The organism is Marivivens marinus (genome assembly GCF_035969385.1).
In the GTDB taxonomy this organism is placed as follows: Bacteria; Pseudomonadota; Alphaproteobacteria; order Rhodobacterales; family Rhodobacteraceae; genus SELP01.
On record NZ_JAYKKJ010000008.1, the window covers coordinates 111459 to 136910 of the forward strand.

At 63.2% G+C, this 25452-nt stretch carries 27 protein-coding genes and 1 tRNA gene; 12 read left to right on the forward strand and 16 right to left on the reverse strand.

Annotated features, from left to right (window positions below; all coding sequences use genetic code 11):
- Positions 1-33: 33 nt before the first annotated feature.
- Positions 34-108 (forward strand) — tRNA-Gln (locus tag U3648_RS13150).
- A 78-nt stretch (positions 109-186) separates the two neighbouring features.
- Here U3648_RS13150 and glpD read toward each other — a convergent pair.
- Entirely contained in the window at positions 187-1770 is a 1584-nt protein-coding gene (glpD, locus tag U3648_RS13155; RefSeq protein ID WP_420859691.1) for a glycerol-3-phosphate dehydrogenase, read from the reverse strand.
- Between the two features lie 257 nt (positions 1771-2027).
- On the opposite strand from glpD, the gene U3648_RS13160 reads away from it, so the two are divergent.
- Entirely contained in the window at positions 2028-2789 is a 762-nt protein-coding gene (locus U3648_RS13160) for a DeoR/GlpR family DNA-binding transcription regulator (RefSeq protein ID WP_420859692.1), read from the forward strand.
- Positions 2790-2827: 38 nt separating this feature from the next.
- Here U3648_RS13160 and U3648_RS13165 read toward each other — a convergent pair whose 3' ends face one another.
- Positions 2828-3307 (reverse strand): hypothetical protein, encoded by a 480-nt coding sequence (locus tag U3648_RS13165; protein WP_420859693.1) that lies wholly within the window; start codon positions 3305-3307, stop codon positions 2828-2830.
- A 387-nt stretch (positions 3308-3694) separates the two neighbouring features.
- Between U3648_RS13165 and U3648_RS13170 the strand changes: the two genes are divergently transcribed.
- The 5 genes from U3648_RS13170 (at position 3695) to U3648_RS13190 (ending at position 8423) form a co-directional block, all read left to right on the forward strand.
- A complete protein-coding gene (locus tag U3648_RS13170) occupies positions 3695-4186 on the forward strand; it encodes an Lrp/AsnC family transcriptional regulator (protein ID WP_420859694.1) in 492 nt (163 codons plus the stop codon).
- A gap of 162 nt (positions 4187-4348) precedes the next feature.
- Complete coding sequence (locus tag U3648_RS13175) at positions 4349-5491, forward strand: glycine cleavage T C-terminal barrel domain-containing protein (protein WP_420859695.1); 1143 nt, start codon at positions 4349-4351, stop codon at positions 5489-5491.
- Between the two features lie 23 nt (positions 5492-5514).
- Positions 5515-5964, forward strand: a complete 450-nt coding sequence (locus U3648_RS13180) for an OsmC family protein (protein WP_420859696.1) — start codon at positions 5515-5517, stop codon at positions 5962-5964.
- A gap of 20 nt (positions 5965-5984) precedes the next feature.
- Positions 5985-6785 carry an enoyl-CoA hydratase gene (locus U3648_RS13185; protein ID WP_420859697.1) on the forward strand — a complete coding sequence of 267 codons (801 nt, stop codon included), beginning with the start codon at positions 5985-5987 and terminating at the stop codon, positions 6783-6785.
- Positions 6786-6788: 3 nt separating this feature from the next.
- Entirely contained in the window at positions 6789-8423 is a 1635-nt protein-coding gene (locus tag U3648_RS13190; protein ID WP_420859698.1) for an acyl-CoA synthetase, read from the forward strand.
- A gap of 30 nt (positions 8424-8453) precedes the next feature.
- On the opposite strand, the gene U3648_RS13195 is transcribed toward U3648_RS13190, so the two are convergent.
- Genes U3648_RS13195 through U3648_RS13205 form a run of 3 tightly spaced genes read right to left on the reverse strand, consistent with a single transcriptional unit; the run spans position 8454 to position 11520 of the window.
- Positions 8454-8801: a hypothetical protein gene (locus U3648_RS13195; RefSeq protein WP_420859699.1), complete on the reverse strand. Its 348-nt coding sequence runs from the start codon at positions 8799-8801 to the stop codon at positions 8454-8456.
- 12 nt (positions 8802-8813) lie between these two features.
- On the reverse strand, positions 8814-11057 hold the full coding sequence (locus U3648_RS13200; RefSeq protein WP_420859700.1) for a xanthine dehydrogenase family protein molybdopterin-binding subunit: 2244 nt from the start codon (positions 11055-11057) through the stop codon (positions 8814-8816).
- Position 11058: 1 nt separating this feature from the next.
- Positions 11059-11520: a (2Fe-2S)-binding protein gene (locus U3648_RS13205; protein WP_420859701.1), complete on the reverse strand. Its 462-nt coding sequence runs from the start codon at positions 11518-11520 to the stop codon at positions 11059-11061.
- A 178-nt stretch (positions 11521-11698) separates the two neighbouring features.
- Between U3648_RS13205 and eutB the strand changes: the two genes are divergently transcribed.
- Positions 11699-12703: a hydroxyectoine utilization dehydratase EutB gene (gene eutB, locus U3648_RS13210; RefSeq protein WP_420859702.1), complete on the forward strand. Its 1005-nt coding sequence runs from the start codon at positions 11699-11701 to the stop codon at positions 12701-12703.
- Positions 12693-13679, forward strand: a complete 987-nt coding sequence (locus tag U3648_RS13215; RefSeq protein ID WP_420859703.1) for a cyclodeaminase — start codon at positions 12693-12695, stop codon at positions 13677-13679. Before eutB ends, U3648_RS13215 begins: the two co-directional genes overlap by 11 nt.
- 3 nt (positions 13680-13682) lie before the next feature.
- Here U3648_RS13215 and phoB read toward each other — a convergent pair whose 3' ends face one another.
- From phoB to U3648_RS13245, 6 genes are all read right to left on the reverse strand, one after another.
- The gene (gene phoB / locus U3648_RS13220) at positions 13683-14369 is read right to left on the reverse strand and encodes a phosphate regulon transcriptional regulator PhoB (RefSeq protein WP_420859704.1); all 687 of its coding nucleotides are present in this window, start codon (positions 14367-14369) and stop codon (positions 13683-13685) included.
- A 1-nt stretch (position 14370) separates the two neighbouring features.
- Entirely contained in the window at positions 14371-15081 is a 711-nt protein-coding gene (gene phoU, locus U3648_RS13225; protein ID WP_129684073.1) for a phosphate signaling complex protein PhoU, read from the reverse strand.
- An 11-nt stretch (positions 15082-15092) separates the two neighbouring features.
- On the reverse strand, positions 15093-15890 hold the full coding sequence (gene pstB / locus U3648_RS13230) for a phosphate ABC transporter ATP-binding protein PstB (RefSeq protein WP_420859705.1): 798 nt from the start codon (positions 15888-15890) through the stop codon (positions 15093-15095).
- A 20-nt stretch (positions 15891-15910) separates the two neighbouring features.
- Positions 15911-17236 (reverse strand): phosphate ABC transporter permease PstA, encoded by a 1326-nt coding sequence (pstA, locus tag U3648_RS13235; protein WP_420859706.1) that lies wholly within the window; start codon positions 17234-17236, stop codon positions 15911-15913.
- The gene (pstC, locus tag U3648_RS13240) at positions 17233-18438 is read right to left on the reverse strand and encodes a phosphate ABC transporter permease subunit PstC (protein WP_420859707.1); all 1206 of its coding nucleotides are present in this window, start codon (positions 18436-18438) and stop codon (positions 17233-17235) included. Before pstC ends, pstA begins: the two co-directional genes overlap by 4 nt.
- Positions 18439-18502: 64 nt before the next feature.
- The gene (locus tag U3648_RS13245) at positions 18503-19537 is read right to left on the reverse strand and encodes a substrate-binding domain-containing protein (RefSeq protein ID WP_420859708.1); all 1035 of its coding nucleotides are present in this window, start codon (positions 19535-19537) and stop codon (positions 18503-18505) included.
- A 308-nt stretch (positions 19538-19845) separates the two neighbouring features.
- On the opposite strand from U3648_RS13245, the gene U3648_RS13250 reads away from it, so the two are divergent.
- Positions 19846-20613 (forward strand): aldolase/citrate lyase family protein, encoded by a 768-nt coding sequence (locus U3648_RS13250; protein WP_420859709.1) that lies wholly within the window; start codon positions 19846-19848, stop codon positions 20611-20613.
- Positions 20614-20615: 2 nt separating this feature from the next.
- On the opposite strand, the gene U3648_RS13255 is transcribed toward U3648_RS13250, so the two are convergent.
- Positions 20616-21263 carry a carbonic anhydrase gene (locus tag U3648_RS13255; protein WP_420859710.1) on the reverse strand — a complete coding sequence of 216 codons (648 nt, stop codon included), beginning with the start codon at positions 21261-21263 and terminating at the stop codon, positions 20616-20618.
- 158 nt (positions 21264-21421) lie between these two features.
- Between U3648_RS13255 and U3648_RS13260 the strand changes: the two genes are divergently transcribed.
- On the forward strand, positions 21422-21808 hold the full coding sequence (locus U3648_RS13260; protein WP_420859711.1) for a hypothetical protein: 387 nt from the start codon (positions 21422-21424) through the stop codon (positions 21806-21808).
- A 4-nt stretch (positions 21809-21812) separates the two neighbouring features.
- Here U3648_RS13260 and U3648_RS13265 read toward each other — a convergent pair whose 3' ends face one another.
- A complete protein-coding gene (locus tag U3648_RS13265; RefSeq protein WP_420859712.1) occupies positions 21813-22382 on the reverse strand; it encodes a YqgE/AlgH family protein in 570 nt (189 codons plus the stop codon).
- A 104-nt stretch (positions 22383-22486) separates the two neighbouring features.
- Here U3648_RS13265 and U3648_RS13270 point away from each other — a divergent pair, with 104 nt between their 5' ends.
- Positions 22487-23293 (forward strand): protein-disulfide reductase DsbD domain-containing protein, encoded by an 807-nt coding sequence (locus tag U3648_RS13270; RefSeq protein ID WP_420859713.1) that lies wholly within the window; start codon positions 22487-22489, stop codon positions 23291-23293.
- On the opposite strand, the gene moaB is transcribed toward U3648_RS13270, so the two are convergent.
- The 3 genes from moaB to U3648_RS13285 are packed head-to-tail and all read right to left on the reverse strand — an operon-like array spanning position 23290 to position 25285.
- A complete protein-coding gene (gene moaB, locus U3648_RS13275; protein WP_420859714.1) occupies positions 23290-23838 on the reverse strand; it encodes a molybdenum cofactor biosynthesis protein B in 549 nt (182 codons plus the stop codon). The two genes, U3648_RS13270 and moaB, sit on opposite strands and share 4 nt — an antisense overlap.
- Complete coding sequence (locus tag U3648_RS13280; protein ID WP_420859715.1) at positions 23835-24470, reverse strand: LysE family translocator; 636 nt, start codon at positions 24468-24470, stop codon at positions 23835-23837. The genes moaB and U3648_RS13280 overlap by 4 nt, the downstream gene beginning before the upstream one ends.
- On the reverse strand, positions 24467-25285 hold the full coding sequence (locus U3648_RS13285; protein WP_420859716.1) for a uracil-DNA glycosylase: 819 nt from the start codon (positions 25283-25285) through the stop codon (positions 24467-24469). Before U3648_RS13285 ends, U3648_RS13280 begins: the two co-directional genes overlap by 4 nt.
- Positions 25286-25452 lie beyond the last annotated feature (167 nt).

The window sequence follows — 25452 nt, forward strand, 5'->3', positions numbered from 1 at the left end:
TCCCACAAGGCCGAGTATCTAGCCCCTCGCTGCTGGGGTGTAGCCAAGTGGTAAGGCAACGGTTTTTGGTACCGCGTACCGTAGGTTCGAATCCTACCACCCCAGCCAGCCATTACCAGATATCGAGACAGTCCAAGGTAAGGTGCGGGTTGCGCCGCCTTTTCCGCGTTGATCCTTTGGACCCGGTTATGCGCTGTGGTGATGTTGCGCCATCCAGTCGTCAAGTGTCTTGATTTGTTCGGCCGTCAGCCGCAGCCCCAGTTTGTTGCGCCGCCAGACCACGTCCTCTGCTGTACGGGCATATTCATGTGACATCAGCCAGTTAATCTCGGCCTCGGTCAGCGTGGCGCCGAAATCCTGCCCAAGGTCAGTCGGTTGCGTCGCATTTCCCAGAATGTCGGTTGCTTGCGTGCCATAGGCGCGGATCAGTCGCCGGGCCCAGAAATCGCCCAAGAACGGAAACCGGGATTGCAGATCGGCAACCAGTTGGCCCACACCGTCCACCGGAAAATTGCCGCCGGGCAAGGGCACGCCTGCGGTCCATTTGCCCTTGGCCAAAGGCAGATGGTTGCTGATCTTCTCCATCGCGCTTTCGGCAAGGCGGCGATAGGTGGTGATCTTGCCGCCGAAGATATTGAGCACCGGCGCACCCGCGCTGGTATCCACTTTCAGCGTATAGTCGCGGGTCGCCGCCGTAGCGCTGCTTGCCCCATCATCATAAAGCGGACGCACGCCGGAGTAGGTCCAGACCACATCGTCACGGGTCAGCTGCCGTTTGAAATACTGGTTGGCAAAGCCCAGCAGGTAGTCCTGCTCCTCGGGCGTGCATACGGGTTTGACCGACGGATCGTCGTGTTCCGCATCGGTCGTGCCGATCAGGGTAAAATCCGTCTCGTAGGGAATGGCAAAGATGATGCGGCCATCCGTTCCCTGAAAGAAGTAGCATTTGTCGTGATCGTAGAGCCTGCGGGTCACGATGTGACTGCCCCGAACCAGCCGGACGCCTTCGCGCGAATTCAACCGCACCTTGGCTTGGATGATGTCCCCGACCCACGGGCCGCCGGCGTTGACCAGCATCCGCGCGTAGAAGGTCTGTGTCTGGCCGGTTTCGGTATTGCGCGTTTCAATGCGCCAGGTTCCGTTTTCGGCATGTGCGCTGACAACCTGCGTGCGGGTCATGATACGCGCACCGCGCGCCTCGGCATCGCGGGCATTCAGCACCACAAGCCGCGAATCTTCGACCCAGCAATCGGAATATTCATAGGCCCGGACAAAGCGTTCTTGTAGCGGGGCGCCTTCCTTCGACGCGCTCAGGTCCACGGTCGATGTGCCGGGCAGAATCTTTCGTCCGCCCAGATTGTCATACAGGAACAGCCCCAGCCGGATCAGCCACGCGGGCCTGCGCCCTTTCATCCAGGGCATGAACAGCCCGAGAAGTTTTGAGGTCGGAGTATCGGACTCGAACCGCATATCTTTATGATACGGAAGAACAAAGCGCATCGGCCAGCTGATATGAGGCATCGCCTTTAGCAGGGTTTCGCGTTCGATCAGCGCCTCGCGTACCAACCGAAATTCGAAATATTCAAGATAGCGCAGACCGCCATGAAACAGCTTGGTGGAGGCCGAGGATGTCGCCGATGCAAGGTCGTTCATTTCCGCAAGCGCCACCGACAGCCCACGGCCAGCCGCATCCCGGGCAATGCCGCAGCCATTGATGCCGCCGCCGATGATGAAAAGGTCCGTGATGTCCTTGTTTACCGAGTGCCCCACGCGATTCTCCTTCGGGTGCGGTTGCGACGGTGTTTTGGCGCGAAATCGGGTATTTCGCAACACATATATGTTCGTATGTGTTCGTTTTCGATATTTCTCCGGGGCATGCCGCCCGACGGTCGCCCCTTTTCACGCGTTATCGCTCGTTTGACTGACTACTGGCGGTTTTTGATTGCCTTTTTGTTCGGCTTTCATGACTCTCCTGTCCCAATGCGGCGCAGCTTTGACCGCGAGGGAACCCCGGAGAAACGTCGATCATGTCACAAACATTCCGTCATCCCGAGATCCTTGAAATCGCGCGCCGCGAAGGAAAGGTGACGGTCGAAGGGCTTGCCCGGCATTTTGACGTGACACTTCAGACTATTCGGCGCGACCTGACGGACCTTGCAGAAGCGGGGCGTCTTGAGCGGGTGCACGGCGGTGCGGTGCTGCCCTCTGGCGTGACGAATATCGGATACGAGGAACGCCGTTCGTTGCGATCCGAGGCGAAACGCGCCATGGCCCGCGCCTGCGCAAGGCACATCCCTAACGGCATTTCCCTGTTCCTGAACATCGGGACATCGACCGAGGCCGTCGCCCGGGAGCTTCTGCACCACGAGAACCTGATGGTCGTCACCAACAATATGAACGTGGCCAATATTCTGGCCGGAAACAGCAGCTGCGAGATTATTGTAACCGGTGGCCAATTGCGCCGCGCCGATGGCGGGTTGGTCGGCAACCTCGCTACTGACACTATACGGCAGTTCAAGTTCGACATGGCGGTTATCGGCTGTTCCGCGCTTGATCGAGATGGCGACCTTCTGGATTTTGATATTCAGGAGGTCAGCGTCAGCCAGTCGATCCTGCGCCAATCCCGCAAGACCTTTCTGGTGGCGGATCATTCAAAGTTCAGCCGCAGCGCGCCGGCCCGTATCGCATCGCTTGCGGATATCGATACCTTCATCACCGACCAGCCCCTACGTGACGATCTGGCGGCATCCTGCGAGGCGTGGAAGACCCGGATCATCGTCGCGGAATAGCGGTCACGAGGGCCGGGAGAGGGTTGGGCGATCGGGACCTACGGTTTCCGGCGTTTCTCCAGCAACAGGTCTTCCAACTGAGCGGCGGCATTCAGCAGCTCGTCAACCTCGCAAATGACCTCGTTGCTAAGGGTCGATCGCATCTTGTGCCGCCGTCCCCAGCGAAGCTGACCGCCGGGATCCTCTACCCAATAGATTATCCGATCTGTCAGCTCGACCGAGATGCCAAACCGACCCAGCAAGTCACCCAGAAGCGACTGGGAATCGAACAATGCGGTGAGGAGTGCGTCAGGAAGGCCCTTCTTCGAAATGCGGAGATTGGCATCAAGGATCTTGGCGCCGGTTGCCCGCTGGTGGAGGCTGGACCGGCGAATAATCCAGTCGCCTTCGTCGAACTGTTCCGACGGCCGAGAGACCATCACCCCAAACCGTTCCGCAAGTCTGACCGACATAAGCCCATCGTGCAGAAGAAGATCTGCGCTTGTCGGGTCCGGTTCAAGGCCAATGCCGGCTTGCATCATGTCAATCCATCCGGGCTGCCCGGGCATATCCTTGAGAGACCTGCGGTCACATCGGCTCTCGATTTCTCCACGGCAAAACCGCCCAGTCGTTCAGCCTTTGCGGCCTGAAAGCTATCATGGATAGCATCAAGGTCCGTTTATCCATGTTGGTTGGGGGCATCAATCAGATACTTTGGCGCAGCACCCGAGCCGCCCAAACCCGCCAAAACATGGTCACATGGACCGGTGTTCCGGAACGATGCAATCCAGGGCCACCAGATGGCGTCTGGTCGATCCGGGCCAGCAACACCTACTTTACCGCGTCCCCGGAATATCGCAGCTTGGTGGGATCAGGCATGACACCCCATCGCGGTGCGCCCTGAAACGGTTTGAAGGCAGGAAAGAATGAAATCCACGGGACTGGATGCGGCCGACATTCGCATTCTTACGGCGCTGCAACTTCATGGTCAGCTGAGCAAGTCACGACTGGCAGAGCTGGTCAACCTGTCACCCACCCCCTGCTGGGCGCGTCTGGATCGGTTGCGGGCAGCCGGGTATATCCGTGGGTTTCACGCCGATCTGGCGCTAGAGCGTATCGCCGACTTCACCCAGGTAATCGTTACGGTTTCGCTTCTGAGGCATCGGAAATCCGACTTTGAAAGGTTCGAGGCCCTGATCCAGACTATGGATGAGATCACCCTGTGCATCGCGACCGGCGGCGGGATGGACTATGTCCTGCATGTCTACACGCCCAGCCTGGCGGCATTCCAAGAGCTGATGGACAGGCTGCTGGCGGCCGATGTCGAGGTGGATCGCTACATGACCTATATCGCGACCCGCAGAATCAAATCGATTCAGCCCAATGTCGGAAAACTGATCGCACGTGGCGCGAACTGACCACCTGCGTCTGAACAGACTTTGAAGGCCAGAAAAATCGGTCCGTTTGGGCTGTCCAAGCCGATATTTCCAGACCGCACACAGGCATTTTCCCGGAATAGAACCTCGCCAGATTTTCACCGCTGACGACCAGACCGGTCCCGCGAAAAGAAGGCGACAGACATGACCAACGCAGACGATTTCGGCTTCGGCACCCAGATCCGCAAATCCCCCTATTTCGACGCGACCGTCCGCTGGGGCGCGACCGGCTTTTCCGTCTACAACCACATGTATATCCCGCGCGACTTCGGGAACCCGGAACAGAACTTCTGGAACCTTGTGAACGACGCGATCCTGTGTGACGTGGCCGTGGAGCGTCAGGTCGAGATCACCGGGCCGGACGCCGCCAAATTCGTGCAGATGCTGACCCCGCGCGACCTGTCCAAGATGGCCGTGGGCCAGTGCAAATACATCCTGATCACCAACGCCGACGGCGGCATCCTGAACGACCCCATCCTGCTGCGTCTGGCTGAGAACCACTTCTGGATCTCGCTGGCCGATAGCGACATCCTGCTCTGGGCACAGGGCGTGGCCATCAACTCGGGCCTCGACGTCACCATTGGCGAACCCGACGTATCGCCGCTGCAGCTTCAGGGCCCGAAGTCGGGCGAAATCATGCGCGCCCTGTTCGGCGACGAGATCATGGACCTGAAATACTACTGGCTGCGCGCGGTCGAACTGGACGGGATTCCGCTGATCGTGTCCCGCACCGGCTGGTCCAGCGAACTGGGCTATGAACTGTACCTTCAGGACGGGTCGCGCGGCGACGAGCTGTGGGAAAAGATCATGGCAACCGGTCTCGAATTCGGCCTGAAGCCCGGCCACACCTCCTCGATCCGGCGGATTGAAGGTGGGATGCTGTCCTACCACGCCGATGCCGACATCAAGACCAACCCCTTCGAACTGGGCTTTGACCGTCTTGTGAACCTCGACATGGAGGCCGAATTCATCGGCAAGGCCGCGCTGCGCCGCATCAAGGAAGAGGGCGTCGCCCGCAAGCAGGTCGGTCTGGTCATCGACTGCGATCCGCTGAAAGGCCCCAACACCCGCTTCTGGCCGATCAATCAGAACGGCGAAACCGTCGGCAAGGTCACATCGGCCGTCTATTCGCCGCGTCTGGAAAAGAACATCGCGCTGGCCATGGTCGCCGTCGAATGTTCCGAACTGGGCACCGAAATCGAGGTCGTCACCGGCTCCGGTCCGGCGCGGGCAACCATCGTCGAAGTGCCCTTCTACGACCCGAAAAAGTCGCTCGCCGCGGCCTGATCCAGAACAAGGACCATCACGACATGTCCGATCTTTCGATCCAGCTGCACTGGCACCGTGCCGAAGCCGAATTCAAGCCCAACGCCTATTCGGCCGAACACACGGTTCAGTACAACAGCAATTTCGACGTGATGGTGGATGCCGCCCCTGATTGGGGCGGCGATCCCGCCAACACCAACCCCGAACAGGCGCTGGCCTCGGCCCTGTCCAGCTGCCACATGATGACCTTCCTTGCGCTTTGCGCCAAGGCCGGTTGGCCGGTGGCAAGCTATCACGACCACGCGGTCGCCCATCTGGGCAAGAACCCCAAGGGGCAGATGTCGGTCACGAAAATCGACCTGCATCCGGTCGTCCGTTTCGACACCGGATTCTCGGTCAGCGATGACCAGATGGCCGAGATGCAGGACCGTGCGCACCGCTACTGCTTTATCGCAAATACGCTGGCCGACAGCGTCGAGGTCAACGTTCTCTGACCCTGAAAAGGATTTTCCCCGTGCAAACCAGCGACATCCTGCTGCGTGACCTTGATGACACCGGCATCCTGCGTCTGACCCTGAACGACGGGCGGCGGCGCAATCCGCTGTCCGAGGCGATGTTGACCAGCCTTGGCGAGGCATTCGCCGAGGCCGGGGAAAACCCGAAGGTCCGGGTGATCGTCGTGGCCGCAAATGGTCCGGCGTTCAGCGCAGGCCACGACCTGAAGGAAATGACCGCCGGTCGCGCCGGGCCGGACCGCGGCCGCGCCTATTTCACCAAGGTCATGACCCAATGTTCCGGCGTCATGCAGGCGATCGTCAATTGCCCCAAGCCGGTGATCGCCGAGGTTGCCGGGATCGCCACCGCCGCTGGCTGCCAGCTGGTCGCAAGCTGTGATCTTGCGGTTGCAGCCGAAGAGGCGCAATTCAGCACGCCGGGGGTCCACATCGGGCTGTTCTGTTCCACCCCGATGGTCGCGCTGTCGCGCAACGTGTCTGGCAAGCACGCGATGGAAATGCTGCTGACCGGCGATATGACAACTGCCGCCCGGGCCGAAGAAATCGGGCTGGTGAACCGGGTTGTCCCGGCCGAAGACCTGACCCGGACCGCGATGGAGATGGCCGCCAAGATCGCGTCGAAATCCAGCATGACGCTGGCGACCGGCAAGCGCGCGTTCTACGCCCAGCGGGAACTGGGTCTGGCCGATGCCTATGACTATGCCAGCCAGGTGATGGTCGACAACATGCTGGCCCGTGACGCCGAAGAAGGCATCGGTGCCTTCATCGAAAAACGCAGCCCCCAGTGGCAGGACGCCTGACCGATGACAAACCCCTACAACACCGATCTTGACCGGACTCCCGCCAACTACCAGCCGCTGACGCCGCTGACCTTTCTGGAACGGGCCGCGACCGTCTTTCCCGATCACACCGCCATTGTTCACGGCGCCCTGCGCCGCAGCTATGCCGAATTCTACGCCCGGTCCCGCCGTCTGGCTTCGGCCCTGACGAAGAACGGAATCCGCCGTGGTGACACGGTCTCGGCGCTTCTGCCCAACACCCCGGCCATGCTGGAATGTCATTACGGCGTGCCGATGTGTGGCGCGGTTCTGCATTCGATCAACACCCGTCTGGATGCCGCAATCATCGCGTTCCAACTGGATCACGCGATGGCGAAGATCGTCATCGTCGACAGCGAATTCATGCCCCTGCTGCAAGAGGCGCTGGCACTGGCCCAGGTTGCGCCGCTGGTCATTCAGGTGGACGATCCCGAATATGACGGGCCCCGCGTGGAAGTAGAGGTCGCCGATTACGAGGTCTTCCTGACCCGGGGCAACCCCGACTTCGACTGGCTGATGCCAGAAGACGAATGGGACGCGATTTCGATCAACTATACCTCGGGCACCACTGGCGACCCGAAGGGGGTCGTGTCTCACCACCGGGGGGCCTATCTGCTGGCGCAGGGTAACGCGCTGACCACGTCGATGAAAAAGCACGCGGTCTACCTTTGGACCCTGCCGATGTTCCATTGCAACGGTTGGTGTTTCCCCTGGACCCTGTCGGCCATCGTGGGCACCCACGTCTGCCTGCGGCAGGTCCGGGCCGAGCCGATTTGGTCGGCGCTGGCGGAAGAGGAAGTTACCCATCTGTGTGGTGCGCCTATCGTCATGTCGCTACTGATCGGCGCCCACGACGACGCCAAGCGCGACCTGTCGCATACGGTGCAGTTCTTCACCGCCGCCGCCCCGCCGCCCGAAAGCGTTCTGGCAGCAATGAAAGAGGCGGGGTTCGATGTGACCCACCTGTACGGGTTGACCGAAACCTATGGCCCCGCAGTCGTCAACGACTGGCACCGCGACTGGTCCGATCTTCCTGCGGACCAACAGGCGACACTGAAGGCCCGTCAGGGCGTCCGCTATCTGCCGCTGGAGGGGCTGGATGTTCTGGACCCCGACACCATGCAACCGGTCCCGCGTGACGGGCAGACCATGGGCGAGGTGATGTTCCGCGGCAACGTCGTGATGAAGGGCTATTTCCGCAATCCCACGGCCACGCAGAAGGCCTTTGAAGGCGGCTGGTTCCATTCCGGCGATCTGGGGGTCCGGCATCCGGACGGCTATATCCAGCTGAAGGACCGGTCCAAGGACATCATCATTTCCGGCGGCGAAAACATCTCGTCCATCGAGGTGGAAGAGGCCCTGTACCGGCACCCCGCCGTGAGCACGGCAGCCGTGGTTGCCATGCCGCATGACAAATGGGGTGAAACGCCTTGCGCGTTCGTCGAGTTAAAGCCGGGCCAGCAAGCGGATTCCGAAACGCTGCGCGCGTGGTGCCGGTCGCAACTGGCGCCCTACAAGGTGCCCGGGCGGTTCGTCTTCACCGAGATTCCGCGCACCTCAACCGGGAAGATCCAGAAGTTCGTGCTGCGGGAACAGGCACGGCAGCCCGAATTCACCTGAGGTTCAACAGTTTTCCGGGCGGCGCTGCGATCACGTCGGCGCCGCCCGTCCTTTCCAGAGCGCGACAAAGACCGACAAGATCGCGCCAAGATCGGCCAGAACCACCCCGCCGATCAGGAGATCGTGGACAACGCCGCCGCCCAGTCGAGAAAGTTCGACGCCCGTCGCAACGATCAGCGCCAGCATCACCAGCCAGCCCGGCCCGCGCCACCCGGTCCAAAGGATCGCGCCCGCGACAAGCGCCAGCCCCACAAGGGTCAGTTCCGACAGGCCTGCGAAGGGCACCAGTAGAAGGTGCAGCACGGCGGCCACCCCCATCATCATCGCCCCGAAGCGGAGGCTGCCAAAGCCGGAAGCGGAAGGAATGTTCTGTGTCATGGCGGCCCCTGGTCAGACGAAATCTATGTGCTTGTTGAACGGCATCTCGCGGATGCGCTGCCCTGTGGCCGCGAAGATCGCGTTGGCCAACGCCGGGGCCGCGGGTGGGACCATGGGTTCGCCAATCCCGCGCACCTTGGTGCCGTTCTCCAGCCCCCGGACGTGGATGCGCGGCGCTTGCCAGATCCGCATCGCCTCGTGGTCGTAGTAGTTTTGCTGCTGGGCCATCCCATCGACATAGGTGATTTCACAATTGATCGCATGGCCAAGGCCAAAGACGATCCCGCCCTGCACCAGCCCTTCGAAATTGACCGGGTCCACCACGGTGCCCACGTCGCAGGCCGCCCAGACATCATCGATTCTGATGCCCCGGTCGGTGGCTGTGACCTCGATGATCTGGGCGAAGGGCACGCCGAAACTTTCGACAAAGGCTACCCCGCGCCCCTTGCCGTTGCCAAGCGGGCCGGACCACGACGCCATCTCGCCCACGGTTTCGAGCACCTTGCGCGAAGCCTCGTGGCCCATCAGCCTGATCCGTTCGTCAAGCGGGTCGGCTCCGGCCGCGTGGATCAATTCGTCAAGGAAACTGTCGAAGATGAACCCGGCCCCCGGCGCGCCCACCGCCCGCCAGGACGACACGGGTGCCAGCCCTTCGGCCCGAAAACCCCGGACGCGCAGGTTGGGGATGTCATAGGGATTGTTCCATGCGCCCGACGTGATCTGGGAATCCGGACCGGGGATATTCATGCCGATCCGCCCCATTTGCGAGGCCATGACCGATGGTGCGGCGATATCGACCTCCATCGCCTCGACCCGGCCATTTGCGACCACGCCGCGCCCGCGCCCGATGGCAGGATGGCGGGGGTAGTCGTGGGCGAAATCCTCTTCCCGACTGTAGGTCAGCTTGACCGGGATGCCGGGCATCTGCACGGCGATGGCGGTTGCGTGTTTCAGATACTCCAGTTCCAGCCGGTGGCCGAAGCTGCCGCCGATGAACTGGTTGTGAAACCGGATCTGGTCAGGCGCTTGTCCGGTAATCGCGGCGACCTGCCGTTGTAGGATCTGCGGCATCTGGTGCCCGGTCCAGACATCGGTGCTGTCGTCGTTCACCCGAACGATGGCGTTGAGCGGCTCAAGCGGGGCGTGGGCAACATAGGGCGACCGGTATTCCGCCTGAACCACGTCCGTAGCGGCGACGATCGTGGCGCTGGTGTCGCCTTCGTCCCGCCAGGTCTTGTCGAGCTGGTCGTCGTTGAAGGCGTCGGCAAGCGCGGTCCAATGGTCATCCTGCTCGGCCAGATAGGGGGCCGGACCCCAATCCACCTCGACCGCCTCGGCGGCGCGGATCGCCCGCCAGGTATTGTCGGCAATGACCGCGATCCCGCCGGGGATTTCCAGCACGTCGCTGACCCCGCGCATGGCGCGCGCGGCGCTGTCGTCATAGGACAGTAGGGCGCCGCCCTGCCGGGGGTTGGTGCGGACGGCGGCGTGCACCATTCCGTCGACCTTCAGGTCGATCCCATAGGTCATGGTCCCCGTCGACTTGGCGACGATATCGACCCGCTGGGTCGGTTTGCCGATCAGCCGCCATTCGGCGGGGTCCCGCAGTGTGACATCCTGCACCGGGTCAACACCTGCCGCGGCAGAGGCCAGCGCGGCATAGTCCAGCCGCGTCCCGTCTGGCAGGACAACTGCGCCGCTTTCGGTCCGCAAATCTTCGACCGCGACGCCCGTTTCCTTCGCAGCGGCCAGTTTCAGCGTTTCCCGCGCAATCGCCCCAGCGCGGCGCAGTTTGTCGAAACTGTCAGGCATGGCGGAGGACCCACCCGTTCCTTGCATCCCGAGAAGTTTGGCCACGCCGCCCAGCGCATCACGCACTGTTTCCGCGCCCCAGCTTTCGTTTGTCGGCATGAAGGGGACGGCCTCGGACGTCAGCGCCGTGTTGTAATAGGCCGGATCGGGGGCGCCAAAGCTGACGTCGAACTGGCCCATCTCAAGGTCCATTTCCTCGGCGATCAGGACCGCCTGTGCCGAGGTGACCCCCTGCCCCTTATCCGCATGGGGCGTGATCAGGGTGATCCCGTCCGCGCGGATCAGAACCCAAGGGTTGAAGGATGCCTCGCCCTCGGCCAGCCCATCAAGCAGCGGGTTGGCATAGGGGGTACGCGCGGAATAGACGCCAAAGGCGACCCCGCCCGCGATGGCGGCAGAGCCGATCAGGAACCCACGCCGGGTGATGGTGCGCAAACGGCTCATCTCAGGCCTCCTTCAGCTTGGCGGCGGCGGTATGGATCGCGGCCCGGATGCGGGGGTAGGTGCCGCACCGGCACAGGTTCCCCCACATGGCGTCGTCGATATCGGCGTCGGTCGGGTCCGGGTTTTCCGCAAGAAGGGCGGCGGCCTGCATGATCTGACCGGACTGGCAATAGCCGCATTGCGCGACCTGATGGTCTATCCACGCCTCTTGCACCGCGTGCAGCGCATCCGGTGTGCCCAAACCGTTGATCGTCAGCACCTCGGCCCCTTCGGCATCGGCGGCGGGGGTCTGGCAGGATCGCACGGCCTCGCCGTTCAGATGCACGGTGCAAGCCCCACATTGGGCAACGCCACAGCCGTATTTCACGCCGGTGATGCCCAACTCGTCCCGCAGCACCCACAGCAAGGGCATGTCGGGTTCGACATCTACCTCACGTTCTATTCCATCGACGATCAGTTTCATGCGTACCTCTGTCCGTTGGTTGTTTGGAATCTAGGGGATCTGGAAATAATTGCGACCCCTTGGGTCCAGGGCGGGACCTTCACCTAGCGTCAACAAAGACACGTTCGCGTCGAAAACCGCCCCCGGAACGGCGTCCCAGTGCCTTTCGCCCGCCTGCCAAACCCGGCATGGTGCGGGCATGACAGAGCTACTCGCCATGATCGAAGATGCCCGCATCCGGCTGAAGGGCCGTGCGGATGCAACGCCATTCATCCCCTCCCCCTTCATGACCCGCGTGGCCGGGCATGATTTCATGATGAAGCTGGAAATCGCCCAGCCGATCGGGGCCTTCAAGCTGCGGGGCGCCATGAACGCGGTCCTGTCCTTGCCCGCGAGCACCGCGGGGGTTACCTGCTGTTCCACCGGAAATCACGGGCGGGGTGTGGCCTATGCTGCCGCCCTACGCGGGATGCGGGCGGTGATCTGCATGTCGGAACTGGTGCCGCAGGCCAAGGTGGATGGCATCCGCGCCCTTGGGGCCGAGGTGTGCATCATTGGCCAGAGCCAGGACGAAGCAATGGCCGAAAGCCAGCGGTTGGTCGAAGCGGAGGGGCTGGTTGAAATCTCGCCCTTCGACGATCCATTCGTCATCGCGGGCCAGGGCACCATCGGGGCCGAGATGATGGAAGCCCGCCCGGACCTGCACACGATCCTTGTTCCCCTGTCGGGCGGGGGGCTGGCCGCCGGGGTTGCGGTGGCCGCAAAGGCCGCGAACCCGGATGTGCGGGTAATCGGCGTGACGATGGACCGGGGCGCGGCGATGCACGCGTCTCTTGTTGCGGGCCATCCGGTGGAGGTGGCAGAGGTGCCCAGCCTTGCCGACAGCCTCGGCGGCGGGATCGGGTTACAAAACCGGCTAAGCTTTCCGGTGTGTCGCGACCTGCTGGATGCGACAGTTCTGGTCACCGAAGAAGAAATCCGTAACGCGATGCAAGTGCTGTTCTTCGAGGACCGGCTGGTGGCCGAGGGCGCGTCGGTTGTCGGGCTGGCGGCGATCCTGTCGGGCAAGGTCAAGCCCACAGGGCCGGTCGGAACCATTATCACCGGCCGAAATCTTGATATGCAGCGGTTCCACCAGATCATCGGCGGCGCCGATGTAGTTCTGGGGGATGTGACGGTGAAAGGACGGACCTATGGCGCATGACATCCAGATCGTGACCGAGGCGCAATTGCGCGCGGCTGTATCCCTGGACCTGACCACGGTCGACGTGATCGAACGGGCCTTTGCCGCGCTGGCCTCCGGCGAGGTGGTCATGCCGCCGATCTTGTCGATGGACCTGCCGCAAGCGAACGGAGAGGTGGACGTGAAAACCGCCTATATCCCCGGCTTCGATGGCTTTGCGATCAAGGTCAGCCCGGGGTTCTTCAACAACCCGAAGATCGGCCTGCCCAGCCTGAATGGATTGATGATCCTGTTTTCGGCAAAGACCGGGCTGGTCGAAGCAGTCTATCTGGACAATGGGTACCTGACCGACATCCGCACCGCTGCCGCCGGGGCGGTCGCGGCGCGGCATCTTGCCCCGAAGCTGGTACAAACCGCCGGGGTGATCGGCACCGGGGTTCAGGCCCGGCTGCAACTGCAGGCCGCGCATCTGGTCCGCCCGTTTGACCGCGTGCTGGTTCATGGCCGCGACATGGACAAGGCCCGCGGCTGTGCCGCCGATCTGTCCAACGCGCTGGGAATAGAGGCCGTGGCGATGGCCGATCCTGCGGACCTGGTCGCGCAAAGCCAGCTGGTGGTGACAACCACGCCCGCCCGAACCCCGGTGCTGCGGGCCGAATGGCTGCATCCGGGGCTGCATATCACCGCCATGGGGTCCGATCAGGAAGGCAAGAACGAGATCGACCCCGCCGCCATCGCCGCCGCCGATCTGTATGTCTGCGACCGGGTCAGCCAGTGCGAGGTGTCGGGCGAATTGGAAGCCGCCCGCGCGGCCGGGCTGCTGGCCGGGGTGACGCCGCCGGAACTGGGCGAGGTAATTACCGGCGCCAAGGCCGGCCGCCAGTCCGAGGATGATATCACGATCTGCGATCTGACCGGCACCGGGGCGCAGGACACGGCGATTGCCAGCCATGTCCGCGCCATCCTGCCCGATGCGGGCACGCGGATCAGCGCCTGACGATCAGCCCAGCGCGTAGCCCGCGCCACGCACCGTTCGGATCGGGTCGCCCGCGTCCTTGCCCAGCGCCTTGCGCAGCCGCCCGACGTGCACGTCGACCGTCCGGGTATCGACATAGATGTCCTGCCCCCAGACCCGGTCCAGAAGCTGTTCACGCGACCAGACCCGGCCCGGCTTTTCCATGAATGTGGCCAGCAGGCGAAACTCTGTCGGACCAAGCTTCACAGGGCTGCCTGCACGGGTCACCCGGTGGCTTTCGGCGTCGAGCGTGATGTCTTCGTAGGTCAGCACCTCGCCCATGGTCGCGGGGCGGGACCGGCGCAGCTGGCTTTTGATCCGGGCCATCAGTTCGGTGACGGAATAGGGTTTGACAACATAATCGTCGGCCCCCGTGTCGAGCCCGCGCACCCTGTCCACCTCTTCCGAACGGGCCGAGAGCATGATGATCGGAATGGCCCGCGTTTCTGACCGGGTCTTGAGTTGGCGGCAGAGCTCGATCCCTGAAAGGTTCGGCATCATCCAGTCCAGAACGATCAGGTCCGGCGCATCCTCGGCCACCAGCAGCTTGGCCTCTTCCCCGTTCGGGGCCTGCGACACGCGGAACCCTTCGGCTTCGAGGTTGTAGATCAGCATTTCCCGCTGGGCCGGTTCGTCCTCGACCACAAGGATATGGGGTGCGAGGGCGGCCATACTATTCGGCCCCGGTGGCATAGGCCGTGTTGTCGCCCTTGGGCCGGGTTTCCTCGGGCATTTCGCCGGTGACGAGATAAATCACCTGTTCGGCCATGTTGGTCACCAGATCACCCATGCGTTCCACGTTCTTGGCGATGAAATGCAGGTGCATGCAGGGGGTGATGTTGCGGGCGTCTTCCAGCATGAAGGTCAGGAATTCCCGGAACAGCGCGTTATACATCTGGTCCACGTCCAGATCCCGCTGGCGGACGCTTTCGGCCAGAACCTCGTCCCCGCGCAGATAGGCATCCAGCGTGTCATGCAGCATTCCCTGCACTTCGCGGGCCATGCGGCGGATGGCGGCGTCGGACCCGGCGATGGGGCGCATATCGACAAGCACGCTGGTGCGTTTGGCGATGTTCTTGGCATAGTCGCCGACCCGTTCAAGGCTGGCCGCCAGCCGCAGCACGGTCAGAAGAACGCGCAGGTCCTTGGACACGGGCGCACGAAGGGCGATGGTGCGGGCCACCTCGTCGTTGATCTGCTGTTCCAGCGCGTCAACGGCCTTGTCGCCCTTGCGGACCTTGTCGGCCAGTTCCACATCGCGGGTTTCCAGCGATTGCGCCCCGTCAAGGATCGCGGCCTCGACCAGCCCGCCCATTTTCATGGCAAGCGCCTGAATGGCTTCAAGATCGCGGTCATATGCAGAGGAAATATGTCTGTCGTTCATGTCCTGAACTCCTACCCGATCCGGCCGGAAATATAGGCTTCGGTCCGGCTGTCTTCGGGGTTGGTGAAAATCTGGTCGGTATCGCCGTATTCGACAAGATTGCCGAGGTGGAAGAAGGCGGTGCGCTGGCTGACCCGCGCGGCCTGCTGCATCGAATGGGTCACGATCACCACGGAATAACGGGTGCGCAATTCGTCGATCAGTTCCTCGACCTGCGCTGTGGCGATGGGGTCAAGCGCCGAACAGGGTTCATCCATCAAAAGAACCTCGGGTTCGGTGGCGACGGCGCGGGCGATGCACAGGCGTTGCTGTTGACCACCGGACAGGCCAGTACCCGGCGCGTGCAACCGGTCCTTCACCTCGTCCCAGATGGCGCCGCGGCGCAGGGCCTTTTCCACGATCTCGTCCAGGTCCGCCTTGTTGCGGGCCAGCCCGTGAATGCGCGGACCATAGGCCACGTTGTCATAGATGGACTTGGGGAAGGGGTTCGGTTTCTGGAACACCATGCCGACCTTGGCGCGCAGCTGCACCGGGTCCACGCGGCGGTCATAGATGTCTTCGCCGTCCAGCAGGATGTCGCCTTCGACCCGGCAGACGTCAATCGTGTCGTTCATCCGGTTCAGGCAGCGCAGGAAGGTGGACTTGCCACAGCCGGACGGGCCGATGAAGGCAGTCACGGTCTTGTCGGCGATGTCCACGTTCACATCCTTGATGGCGTGGTTGTCGCCGTAATAGACCTGCACCCCGCGGGCCGAGATCTTGATATCGTCCATCTGGACTGCCCTTTCCGTCACTTTCGTGTCTTTCATCGTATCGGTCCCTGCCAATCCTACCAACGCCGTTCAAACCGGCGGCGCAGAAGGATGGCGACAAAGTTCATGGCCAGCAGGAACACCAGCAGGATAATGATCCCGCCCCAGGCCCGTTCGTAATAGGCAGGGTCGGCCCGCTTGGCCCATTCGTAGATTTGCGCGGGCATGGCCGAATTCGGCGCAAGGAACCCGTCAGCCAGTGTTTCCGGCGCGTTGGTGGCGATAAAGCCGACCATCCCGATCAGCAGCAGCGGGGCGGTTTCGCCCAGCGCCTGCGCCAGCCCGATGATCGTCCCGGTGAGGATGCCCGGCATCGCCAGCGGCAGGACGTGGTGGAACGTCGCCTGCATCTTCGACGCACCCACGCCCAGCGCCGCATCGCGGATCGACGGCGGCACGGCCTTCAGGCTGGCGCGGGTCGAAATCACGATGGTCGGCAGGGTCATCAGCGTCAGGGTCAGCCCGCCCACAAGCGGCGCAGACTGCGGCAGATGCGCAACCTGAATGAACACGGCAAGGCCAAGGATACCGAACACGATGGACGGCACGGCAGCGAGGTTCGAGATGTTCACCTCGATCAGGTCGGTGAACCGGTTCTTGGGAGCGAATTCTTCCAGATAGATCGATGCGGCCACCCCGATGGGCAGGGCGCAGGCCAGAACGACAAGCATCATGAACAGCGAACCGATCATCGACAGGCCCATCCCCGCAGCCTCGGGTCGGCTTTCGGATGCGTCAGCCCCGGTGATGAACCGCCAGTTGAAGCGGCGGTCCACGATGCCTGCGTCCCGCATCTGGTCCACAAGGTCCAGGTGCGCGGCATCAAGGTTCTTGTCCTCGGACAGCGACTCGCGCGTGACCCGGCCCTTGAGGTAGCCATCGACACGGCTGGAGGCGAGGAAATCAAAGGTCAGCGGCTGGTCCAGCATCTCGGGGTTGGCCAGCACGTAGTCCCGCAGGTCCGCCCCGGCAGAGGAGGACAGCATCAGAAGCAGGGTCTTCTGGTCCATGTCGGTTTCAATACCCGCGCCTGTCAACGCGGTTTCGATCGCGGTGCCGACCATCTCTTTGTATTTGCCGGTCTTAAGAACCGATGCCTCTGCCGCTTCGATCTCCTCGGCGGTCAGGGTCATTTCGACGGTGATGAAGGTCTGGGTAAAGGCACGGGTGCCGTTCGAAATGATCGCCACCATCAGCGCCAGCAGGAAGGCCAGTCCGATGCCGATGGCGATCAGCCCATAGGCCTTGAACCGGATCTCGGCCGCATTGCGTTTGCGCGTGCGGGCGTCAAGCTCCAGCAACGACGACTTGCGGCGCGGGGCATTTGCGTCGGTGTCGGTCATTCGTACTGCTCCCGGTATTTGCGCACGATGTAGAGGGCGAGGACGTTCAGCCCCAGCGTGATGACGAACAGGGTCATCCCAAGCGAGAAGGCCACCAGCGCCTCGGGCGAGGAAAAGTCGCTGTCGCCGGTCAGCTGGCTGACGATCTTGGCGGTCACGGTGGTCATGGCATCGAAGGGGTTCAACGACAGGCGGGCGGCGGCCCCTGCCCCCAACACGACGATCATGGTTTCACCGATGGCGCGCGAGGCAGCCAGAAGAATGGCCCCGACGATCCCCGGCAGGGCGGCGGGCAGAACCACATGCCGCACGGTTTCCGATTTGGTGGCGCCAAGGCCCAGCGACCCGTCGCGCATCGCCTGCGGCACCGCGTTGATGATGTCATCGGACAGGGACGACACGAAGGGGATCAGCATGATCCCCATGACCAGCCCGGCCGTCATCACCGCCGTACCGCCCTGCATCCAGCCCGCGCCGTCCGGCCCAAAGACAGTCAGCAGCAGCGGACCAACCGTCAGAAGCGCGAAAAGGCCGTAGACGATGGTGGGGATACCGGCGAGCACTTCCAGAAGCGGCTTGGCAATGGCCCGGAACTTTGGCCCCGCATATTCGGACAGGTAGAAGGCGGCGAACAGGCCAATCGGCACCGCAACCGCCAAGGCGATGGCCGAAATATAGAGCGTCCCCCAAAGCAGCGGCAGGATGCCAAGGCTGGAGCCGCCCCCGAAGGAGGGTTGCCAGACCGTCCCGAAGAAAAAGTCCGCCGCCGGGTAGAGCCGGAAGAATTCGACCGTGTTGAAGATCAGCGACAGGACGATCCCCAGCGTGGTCAGGATCGCGATCGAGGCCGCGCCGATCAGCAGCCACAGAATGCCGCGTTCAACCGCGTTGCGGGCCCGGAAGGCCGGACCGGTCCGCGACAGGGCAAGGAAGGTCAGGCCAAGCGAGACCGCAAGGATCAGCAGCGTCGGCAGAAGGGTTCCCCCGGCCATGACCCCACGCATCCGCAGGAAGGACCAGACCCCAAGCACCAGAAGCGCCGGGACAAGCCCCGTCAGCGCAACGTTGTAGCCATAGTAACCGGGCAGAGAATGCAGCTGCCTTATGTCGCCCCCCGCGCCGCTCAGCGCACGGGACCGTCCAAGAAAATAGCCCGCCACGGCGATGGCGAGCACGGCAATCAGGGTCCATTGTGCGGGCATGGTTGCTCCGGTCCGGTTGGTCGTAGATTGGGGCGGCGACACATGCCGCCGCCCCGGTGTGGGCTTAGTTGCCCATGGTCTGTTCGGCTTCGATCATCGCCTGGGTCGCGGCCAGTTCCGGATCGGACACGAGGCCATAGGCGGCCAGCGGGCCATCGGGACCGGCGATTTCGTCAGCCATGAAGAACTGTGCGTATTCCTTCAGGCCAGGGATCACGCCAAGGTGGGCGGCCTTGATGTAGAAGAACAGCGGGCGCGACACCGGGTAATCGCCCGAAGCGATGGTTTCGGTCGACGGCGCGACGCCGCCCATGGTGGCAACCTTCAGGCTGTCGGTGTTGTTTTCATAGAAGGCCAGCCCGAACACACCCAGCGCGTTGGCGTTGGCGTCAACGCGGGCAAGGGTTTCGGTGTAATCGCCGTCGATGTCGATGGAACGACCATCGGCGCGAACGGCCATACAGGCGGCTTCGGCGGCATCTTCATCCATGCCCATGGCTTCCATTGCGGCCAGCGCGCCGGTGTCTTCGCAGCCTTGAAGCAGGACCTTTTCCTCGAACACTTCGCGGGTGCCGTGCTTGGTCCCCGGAATGAAGGCCAGGATTTCTTCGGCCGGCAAGTCGCCATTCACTTCGGCCCAGGTGGTGTTCGGGTTGGCAACCATCGCACCGTCAACGGGCAGTTCGGCGGCAAGGGCAAGATACCAGTCGGCGGGCTGGAAGGCATCGTAGGCCGGGCCGTCTTTCTGGCTGGCAAAGACGATCCCGTCATAGCCGATGCGCACTTCGATGATGTCGGTCACGCCGTTTTCGGCACAGGCGTCGATTTCCTTCTGGCGGATCGCGCGGGAGGCATTGGCGATGTCGATGGTGTTTTCCCCGACGCCTTCACAGAAGCGGGCCAGACCGGCCGAGGAGCCGCCCGATTCGACAACCGGGGTCGGCAGGTCGGTGTTTTCGCCAAACAGTTCGGCAACGATCGACGCATAGGGAAGGACGGTGGACGACCCGGCAACCTGCACGTTGTCACGGGCAGTGGCGGCGGTGGCGGTCATCGCGGCAAGGGCAAGGACCGATACGGAAAGGGTGGTGCGTTTCATCACAGGTGGCTCCTGGTTTCGGTGGCCGGTCGCGTCGTTGCGACCTTGGCGCCGGTCTAGCCCCGGTCTGTGATGCTTATGTAAAACGAATGTAACAGTTTGATGAAACCTGAAATTCATATTATTTCATTATTTATCAATGTGATAACTCTCTTCCGGGCACAGGATAGCGTCACGGAACACCGAATGTGACAGGATTTTCGTCATATTCGGCCCTCGGCGATTCCGGGCGGCGGGTCAGAGGGTGTTGCGCTTGTCCCGCAGACCGCCCAAAGTCACCCCAACGCCAGACCTGATCGGAGCCAAAGATGGACCTGCCCCAGAACCGTTTCAAAGCCGCCCTGAAGGCAGGCAAGCAACAGATCGGCCTTTGGAACATCATCGGCGGGTCGATGGCGCCCGAGGCCTTGGCCGGGGCCGGATTCGATTGGGTGGTGATCGACACCGAACATTCGCCCACCGATGTGCCTGACGTGCTGACCGCCCTTCAGGCGATGGGCAATCACCCGGAAACCAGCCCGGTCGTCCGCCCCGCGTGGAATGATCCGGTGACGATAAAGCGTATTCTGGATTTCGGGGCACAGACCATACTTGTCCCCTATGTCCAGACGAGGGAGGAGGCCGAGGCCGCGGTCGCAGCAACCCGGTATCCGCCGGAGGGGATGCGCGGCGTTGCGGGCGGCACGCGGGCCAGCGGCTATAGCCGGATCAAGGGCTATCACGCCAAGGCGAACGAACAGATCTGCCTTCTGGTTCAAGTCGAGACGGTCGAGGCGCTGAGCCGGATTGAAGAGATCGCCACCACGCCGGGCGTGGACGGGGTTTTCATTGGCCCCGCCGACCTTGCCACATCAATGGGCTTTCCGGGCGATCCGAACCACCCCGACGTGCGCAAAACGATTGAGGCGGCTATTACGGTTCTGGCCGCATTGGGCGTTCCCGCGGGCATTCTGACGCTGGACCGGGCCTTTGCCCGCCGTTGCATCGAACTGGGCACGACGTTCACCGCTGTCGGCACCGATATCGGCCTGCTGGTCAGCGCGGCGGATGCCCTTGCCGCCGACTTCAAAGGCTAGCGTCAGACCGCGACGAAGGTGCCCTTGTCCGGCTCGTAGGCTTCCAACCCGCCCTCGCCAATGTCGTTCCACAGACCGTGGAGCGTCAGATAACCGTCATCGACCGCCTGTTTGATGAAGGGGAAGGTCATCAGGTTTTCCAGCGAAACGAGAACCGCCTCTTTCTCAAGCGCGCGGGTGCGCGTTGCATCGTCGCCGGGCGCAAGCCTGTCATAGCCGGGCCGCAGGATGTCCATCCACCGCCCGACAAAGCTCGAGGCTTCCTCAAGCTCGGGGGCGTGGCCGCTGCACATGTCATAGCAGCCTTTCACCCCACCGCAGCCGGAATGGCCGAGCACGATCAGATGCGCGACCTTCAGCGCGGTCACGGCGTATTCCACGGCGGCGGAGGTGCCATGCGGTTCGCCATCGGGGTCATAGCCGGGGACAAGGTTGGCCACATTGCGGTGAATGAAGAATTCACCCTGATCCGCACCAAAGATCGAGGTGACATGTACGCGGCTGTCGCAGCAGGAGATGACCATCGCACGCGGGTGCTGGCCCATTTCCGCAAGGTGCCGATACCAGCCACGGTTCTCAGCGAAGGAGGTCGCCTTCCAACCATGGTAGCGTTTGGCAAGGTATTCCGGCAGCGGTTTTGCGTGTTTCATGGCGCCCTTCTATCCAAGGTGTCATTCGTTGCAGCCTCATTATGGCGCATTTTCCGGAATTTCGAGAGATTTCTGCACCTGCGATAAACCGATTGGGAACCAAACCGGCGCTAGATGGTCCCATGCAAAGAGACAGACGCAGATATCACGACCCGTCCATGCCGCCACCGCCGGTGACGCGGTTGGCCCCGGTCGAAACCTTGCGGATCGACAGTGACCTTGTCGATGCGCTGTATGCCGACCTTGGGAAGGAGGCCGCGGATCTGGTCGTCTGCCGCGCGCTGGAAGACCTTGCCAACCGGATGAACCGGATCGAGGCGGAACATCGGGCCTGCGCCTTTGACCTTGTCCAGAAAGAAGCGCGTCGGATCATGGCCGTGGCCCAGCAGATCGGCCTGACAGAGGTCGCGCGGGCCGCCTCTGCTGTTCGGGATTGCGCGGGGAACGGGCAAACGATCGCCACCGTCGCCACACTCTGGCGGCTGCGGCGCCTGACCGATCGCGCGATGACGGATATCTGGGCCGACCGCGACGCCGCGCCCTGACAGTTCAGGCCCGGCCGGATTGCGCGGACAAAAGCAGGGGATCAATGCCAAGGGTCTTCAGGGCGGCCGACCATTTGTGTTCGTCAGCGCGGCCAAACAGGATGTCCGGACGCGGATCGCAGGTCAGCCAGCCGTTGTCGGCGATTTCGCCCTCAAGCTGGCCCGGCCCCCAGCCGGAATAGCCCAGCGCCAGCATCGATGCGTTCGGCCCCTTGCCGTTCGCCATATCCTCAAGAACATCCATCGTTGCCGACATGGATGTGTCCTCATCCACTTCGAGCGTGCCGACATCAGACCGGTATTCGGAACTGTGCAGCACGAATCCCCGCCCGTGCTCCACCGGCCCGCCGAAATGCACCCGGATGTCGCGGGTCCCGTCGCCCCGGCTGATCCCCAATTGGTCCAGAAGGTCGGAAAACCGAATTTCTGGCGCGGGTTTGTTCACGATCAGCCCCATCGCCCCATCTTCGGAATGGGCGCACATGTAGACGACGCTGTGTTCGAACCGCGGGTCGCCCATGCCGGGCATGGCGATAAGAAGTTTGCCGGTCAGGTCAGAGGAAAACGGTTTCATTCTTTAATCATGTGATGCCGGGCCGCCACGTTCAAGGGGCCGCTCGCGCCGCCCTCGCCGGAACGTGACTTCCGCTTGCCGTCGGGATGCCTATGTTGACGGCGATGACACCGATCCGCGCCTTTGCCTTTGGCCTTTGTGCCCTCTTCTCTCCCGCCGCGCAGGCGCAGGGGATCGAGGTGCCTGTCACGGTCGAAGTTTTGCCGGGCTGGCGCACCGCCGATGGCACCCATATGTCCGCGATCCGCATCGACTTGGGTGAAGGTTGGAAGACCTATTGGCGCGCGCCGGGGGATGCGGGGATCCCGCCGCGCATTGTCTGGGCGGGGTCCGAAAACGTCGATGGCGCGGCCCTGCATTGGCCAGTGCCCGAGGTGTTCATGTCGGCCGGAATGCAGACCATCGGCTATCACGGGTCGGTCGTGATCCCGATGGAATTGCACACCCCCGATGCCGGGGCCGACGCTACACTGCGCGGCACACTGGAAATCGGGGTCTGCGACGACATCTGCGTCCCCGTCTCGGTCCCGTTTGATCTGGTTCTGCCCGGTGACGCGCGCCACCGGTCGCCCGAGATTGCCGCCGCCCTGATCGACCGCCCGCTGACCGGGGCCGAGGCCGGGGCCGGGCCTGTCACATGCCAGATCGCGCCGACCGACGACGGGCTGCGCCTGACGGCATCGGTCCAGATTCCCGCCGGGCACGGTGAAGAGATCGTGGTGATGGAAACCGCCGATCCCGAGATCTGGGTGTCGGGCGCGGCAACATCACGTGACGGCAACCACCTGACCGCCTCTGCCGATCTTGTCCATCTTGCGGGTGCACCGATGTCGATCGACCGGTCCGGCCTGCGCTTTACCATCCTGTCGGATGGAACGGCCGTGGACCTGCGGGGCTGCGCAGCGGGCTAGCCCTTGGTCCGCTGTTTGTGTTCTTCCAGACGCGGGAAGATTTCCACGAAATTGCAGGGCATATGCCGGTAATCCAGCTGCTTCACAAGGATCTCGTCCCAGGCGTCTTTGCAGGCCCCCGGGCTGCCGGGAAGGGCGAACAGATAGGTGCCCTGCGCGACCCCCGCCGTTGCCCTGCTCTGGATCGCTGAGGTGCCGATCTTCTGCATCGACACCATTGTGAAGACCGTGCCGAAAGCGTCGATCTCTTTTTCATAGACATCCCGGTGCGCCTCGACACTCACGTCGCGCCCGGTCAGGCCGGTGCCGCCGGTCGAGATGATCACATCCACGGACGGATCGGCGCACCATGCCCGAAGCTGCGCCGCGATCTGGTCCCGCTCGTCCGGCAGGATGCGCCGGTCGGCAAGGGTGTGTCCCGCCGCGTCGATCCGTCCGACCAGCGTGTCGCCCGACCGGTCCTCGGCCAGGGTCCGGGTATCGCTGACCGTCAGGACGGCAATCCGGACCGGGATGAATTCGCGGCTTTCGTCGATACGGCTCATGACGGGCGCGCCTCCAGCGCAAGTTTTAGGGCCAGAAGCCCGAAGACCGTGGCCGACAGGGCGCGGACCACCCGTTCGACCCAGGGTGATCCGGTCAGGGTCCGCCCGATGCCGCCCGCGAAGATACCGACGCAGGCGTTCACACAAAACCCGGTAATCCCGAAGACACCGCCAAGGATCAGGAATTGCGACAGGACCGAACCGCGCGCCGGGTCCACGAATTGCGGCAGGAAGGCGAGAATGAACAGGATCACCTTGGGGTTGGTGACATTGACCACTACCGCCTCGGCAAAGGCACGGCGGGCTGTGACTTGCCGCAGCACCGGCGCGTCCGCCTGTCCCAGCGGGGTGCGCAGCGCCCGCCAGCCCAGCACCAGAAGATAAGCAACCCCGGCCCAGCGGATCGCCTCGAAGACGTTTGGATGCGCGGCCACAAGCGCGCCCAGCCCGATGCCCGCCAGAAGCACATTGACCATCGCCCCCGCGCTGATCCCGGCCGAGGCGGCCACGGCCACCCGTGGGCCACCCCGGATGCCCTGCGCAAGGCAGAACATCATATCTGCGCCCGGCGTCACATTCAGCGCCAGCGCGGCGGGGATGAATGCGGCAAGGATAAGCGGGTCGACGATCACGGCGAAACGCCCTCCCGCAATCGCGCCTGAAGCGCCAGAAGGTCGGCCCATGTCTCGCGCTTGGCGGCGGGGGTCCGCAAAAGGTAGGCGGGGTGGAACATCGGCAGGACGGGTTTGCCAAAGGCCTCGGCCCAGTTGCCGCGCATCCGGGTGATCCCGCTGCGGCCCAGAACCGCCTGACAGGGGGTGTTTCCCATCAGCACGATCACGTCGGGCGCCACGATTTTGACATGCCGTTTCAGAAAGGGCAGCATCATGGCGATTTCGGCCGCGTCCGGAGTCCGGTTCGACGGCGGCCGCCACGGCATGACGTTGGTGATATAAAGGCCCTGCTGACTTGACGGGTGATCGCGGCTCATGTCGATGGCGGCGAACATCCGGTCCAGAAGCTGGCCTGCCCGGCCCACAAAGGGCCGCCCTTCAAGGTCCTCGTCGCGTCCCGGCGCTTCACCGATGATCATCACGCGAGCCGCGGGGTTGCCGTCGGCGAAGACGAAATTGCGCGCGCCCTTCTTCAATTCGCACAGGTCGAAGGCGGCCATGGCCTCGGCCAGCTCTTCAACCGTTTTGGCCGAGGCGGCCAGCCGCGCTGCCTCGGCGGGCGCGTCGATGGCGGGGGCCGGCTCGGGCGGAGGCGGCGGGGCGGGGCGGGCCCGTTCCCCCGTGGCGGCAGGTATCGCGGGGGCGGGTCGGGCTGGCTCCGGGTCCAGCGCATAGCGGTCGATCGGCGCGTCCAGCATCGCCTCGTCCGCGCCAAGTTCGACCTGCCATTCCAGCCAGGCCCGCGCCGTCCAATATTCCACCGCCGATTCCATGCCCGCACCCTAGCGCCAACCTCCCCAAAGGGGGAGAGGCAATCCCCGGACACGTGGACACAGTATTCGACGCCGAACACAAAGGCCCGACGTTTGGCAGGAGGCCCACCGCCAGACCGCGGGATGGCGATCAACGCCGGTGCTTTGCGCTTTATCTCTGCCACATC